Genomic DNA, 3,543 nt, shown 5'->3' with positions numbered 1-3,543 from the left:
GGGCGCGGAGCGGGCCGCGACCGACGCCGGTGCGACAGGGCGGGCCGGCACCGGCGGTGGTGCGACAGGGCGGGCCGCAGCCGACGGTGGTGTGACGGGGCGCGCGGGACCGTCCACGGCCGGCGCGGGAACGGTGGTGCGGTCGGGGTCTAGGCCACGATGCTCATCGGTCACTCCCGCCCCACATCCCGGTGGCTCACCTGGACCTCCATCCCGCGGTCGCGCAGCCGGGCGGCGACCTGCTCGGCCATGGCCACGCTGCGGTGCTTGCCGCCCGTGCAGCCCACCGCGAGCGTCGCGTAGCTCTTGCCCTCGCGCGCGTAGCCGGTGGCCACCACCCGCAGGACCTCTTCGTACGCGTCGAGGAACTCCTTGGCCCCGGGCTGGCCGAGCACGTAGTCGCGGACGGGCGTGTCGAGCCCGTTCATCGGCCGCAGCTCGGGCACCCAGTGGGGGTTGGGCAGGAACCGGCAGTCGACGACGAGGTCGGCGTCGACGGGCAGGCCGTACTTGAATCCGAAGGAGACCACGTTGACCCGGAGCCCGGGACGGTCCTCGCCGCCGAAGTAGGCGACGATCTTGTTGCGCAGCTCGTGCACGTTGTGCGAGGAGGTGTCGATGACGAGGTCGGCGTTGGCCCGGACCTCGCGCAGGATGCCGCGCTCGCGGGCGATGCCGTCGACCAGCCTGCCCTCGCCCTGCAGCGGGTGGGGGCGGCGGACGTTCTCGAACCGGCGCACCAGCTCCTCGTCGCTGGCCTCCAGGAACACCACGCGCACGCCGACGCCCCGGGCCTCGAGCTCCTCGATGGCGGCGTTGAGGTCGGTGGTGAAGGCGAGGCTGCGCACGTCGACGACGGCGGCCACCTTGTCGGCGGCGAGCTTGACCTTGCCCGCCTCCTCGGCCATGGCGAACAGCAGGCCGGGCGGCAGGTTGTCGATGACGAACCAGCCGAGGTCCTCCAGGGCCTTTGCGGCGGTGCTGCGCCCCGCCCCGGACATGCCGGTGACGATGACGAACGAACGAGCCGCGCTCATGTCGCAGCTCCTGACGCTCGTGGCACTCCGGACGATCCGCCCGTTGCGATCCGCGTGTCTCTCCGTACGGGCATCGGCGCTCCTTCCCGCGTCTTCACTGTGACTCCCCCTTCAGCGTCGATGCGATCACTTCGGCGGTCGACGGGCCGATGCCGGGGACCTCGCAGATCTCGGCGACGGTGGCCTCGCGCAGTTTCTTCACGGAGCCGAAGTGCTTGAGGAGCGCTTGCCGCCGCGCCGGGCCGAGACCCGGCACGCCGTCGAGTGCGCTTTCCTTCACGGTCTTGGCCCTCTTGGACCGATGGTAGGTGATGGCGAACCTGTGTGCCTCATCTCTCACGCGTTGCAGCAGGTAGAGGCCCTCGCTCGCGCGTGGCATGATGACCGGCTGGTCGTCGCCGGGCAGCCACACCTCCTCCAGCCGCTTGGCCAGGCCGCACACGGAGACGTCGTCGATGCCGAGCTCGTCGAGCGCCCGCTGCGCCGCGGCGGCCTGCGGGCCGGCGCCGTCCACCACGACCAGGTTGGGCGGGTAGGCGAACTTGCGCGGCTTTCCCGTCTCGGGATCGATGGGCCCGTGCGCGTCGTCGTCGGCGGCCAGCTCGCCGGTGGCCGAGCGTTCCTCCAGGTAGCGGCGGAAGCGCCGCATGATCACCTCGTGGATGGAGGCGACGTCGCCCTCCTTTGTCCTGACGGCGAAGCGGCGGTATTCGCTCTTGCGGGCCAGGCCGTCCTCGAACACCACCATCGACGCGACGACGTTCTCGCCCTGCAGGTGGGAGACGTCGTAGCACTCGATGCGCAGCGGGGCCTGGTCGAGGTCGAGCGCGTCGGCGATCTCCTGGAGCGCCTTGCCGCGGGTCGTCAGGTCGCCGGCGCGGCGGATCTTGTGCTGGGCGAGGGACTCCTTGGCGTTGCGCTCGACGGTCTCCATGAGGGACTTCTTGTCGCCGCGCTGCGGCACCCGAACGTCGACCCGGGCCCGGCGCTGCTCGGACAGCAGCTCGGTGACGGCCTCGGCGTCGGGCGGCAGGGCGGGCACGAGCACCTCGCGGGGGATCGCGTCGGCGCCGGCCTCGCCGTACATCTGCAGCAGGAACTGCTCGACCAGCTCGCCCGGGGTGGTCTCCTCGACCTTGTCGACCACCCAGCCGCGCTGGCCGCGGATGCGGCCGCCGCGCACGTAGAAGACCTGGACGGCGGCCTCGAGCGGGTCCTCGGCGAGCGCGATGACGTCGGCGTCGGTGCCCTCGCCGAGGACGACGGCCTGCTTCTCCAGGGCTCGCTGCAGGGCCTGGATGTCGTCGCGCAGCCGCGCGGCGCGCTCGTACTCCTGCTCGGTGGCCGCCTCGCGCATCTCCCTCTCCAGCCGCTTGATGAAGCGGCTGGTGTTGCCGGCCATGAAGTCGCAGAAGTCTTCGGCCAGCTCGCGGTGCTGCTCGGGGGTGACCCGGCCGACGCAGGGGGCCGAGCACTTGTCGATGTAGCCGAGCAGGCAGGGCCTGCCGATCTGGCCGGCCCGCTTGAAGACGCCGGCGCTGCAGGTGCGCACCGGGAAGACGCGCAGCAGCAGGTCCACGGTCTCGCGGATGGCCCAGGCGTGGGAGTAGGGCCCGAAGTAGCGGGTGCCCTTGCGCTTGGCCCCGCGCAACACCTGGACGCGCGGGAAGTCCTCGCTCATCGTGACCGCGAGGTAGGGATAGGACTTGTCGTCGCGGTATTTGACGTTGAAGCGCGGGTCGAACTCCTTGATCCAGGAGTATTCGAGCTGCAGCGCCTCGACCTCGGTGCCGACGACCGTCCAGTCGACGTCGGCCGCGGTGGTCAGCATCGACTGGGTGCGCGGGTGGAACGCCGAGAAGTCGGCGAAGTAGGAGTTGAGCCGCTGCCTGAGGCTCTTGGCCTTGCCCACGTAGATCACCCGGCCGTGGGCGTCCCTGAACCGGTAGACGCCCGGGGACTCAGGGATGGAGCCCGGCCTGGGCCGGAAGCTGGAGGGGCCGCCCGCTGATCTCGCCACGTTCAAAGCCTAACGGCCCCCACCGACAAGACGGCCGCCGAACCTTTCGCCGCCGTACGCCGGTGATTCGCCGCCGTACGCCGGTGACAGGTACGGCGGCGAGAGCGCCTCACGCCAGCGTGATCCGGTCGCCGTCCACCGTGATCCCCACCTCGCGGAGCGACTCCTTGGCGGGGCCCTCGGTGACGGACCCATCCTCGATCTTGAACTTGCTGTTGTGGCACACACAGTCGATCAGTCCGTCGGCCACGCCGGTGACCGCGCAGCCCTGGTGTGGGCAGAGCGCGCTGAACGCCTTGAAGTCGCCCGCCGTGGGCTGCGTCACCACGACCTTTCGCTTCTTGAAGACCTTCCCGCCGCCAACGGGGATGTCGGAGGTCTTGGCCAGCGCGCCGCCTCCGGACGAGCCGCTGGCCGGGGCGCCGCTCGGGGCGCCGCTCTGGACGGCGCCCGAGTCGGCGGCGCCGGTCGTGGACTGCGTGGTGG

3 protein-coding genes are annotated in these 3,543 nt (G+C 71.2%); all 3 read right to left on the bottom strand.

Annotation, left to right across the window (positions count from 1 at the left end; translation table 11 throughout):
* Positions 1 to 170: 170 nt before the first annotated feature.
* The gene (gene rapZ, locus DQW85_RS25860) at positions 171 to 1,037 is read right to left on the bottom strand and encodes an RNase adapter RapZ (RefSeq protein WP_113702551.1); all 867 of its coding nucleotides are present in this window, start codon (positions 1,035 to 1,037) and stop codon (positions 171 to 173) included.
* Positions 1,038 to 1,131: 94 nt separating this feature from the next.
* Complete coding sequence (gene uvrC / locus DQW85_RS25855) at positions 1,132 to 3,057, bottom strand: excinuclease ABC subunit UvrC (protein ID WP_113702552.1); 1,926 nt, start codon at positions 3,055 to 3,057, stop codon at positions 1,132 to 1,134.
* Positions 3,058 to 3,166: 109 nt separating this feature from the next.
* A partial coding sequence (locus DQW85_RS25850) for a Rieske (2Fe-2S) protein (RefSeq protein ID WP_162795379.1) occupies positions 3,167 to 3,543 on the bottom strand: 377 nt, incomplete at its 5' end.

The organism is Nonomuraea lactucae, from assembly GCF_003313395.1.
In the GTDB taxonomy this organism is placed as follows: Bacteria; Actinomycetota; Actinomycetes; order Streptosporangiales; family Streptosporangiaceae; genus Nonomuraea; species Nonomuraea lactucae.
The sequence above is the reverse complement of the archived record's forward strand: the minus strand, read 5'-3'. Positions and strand labels throughout refer to the sequence as shown.

Bases quoted from the DNA above. Each gene is read 5' to 3' on its own strand.
- rapZ (WP_113702551.1), bottom strand. From the start codon at position 1,037: ATGAGCGCGGCTCGTTCGTTCGTCATCGTCACCGGCATGTCCGGGGCG.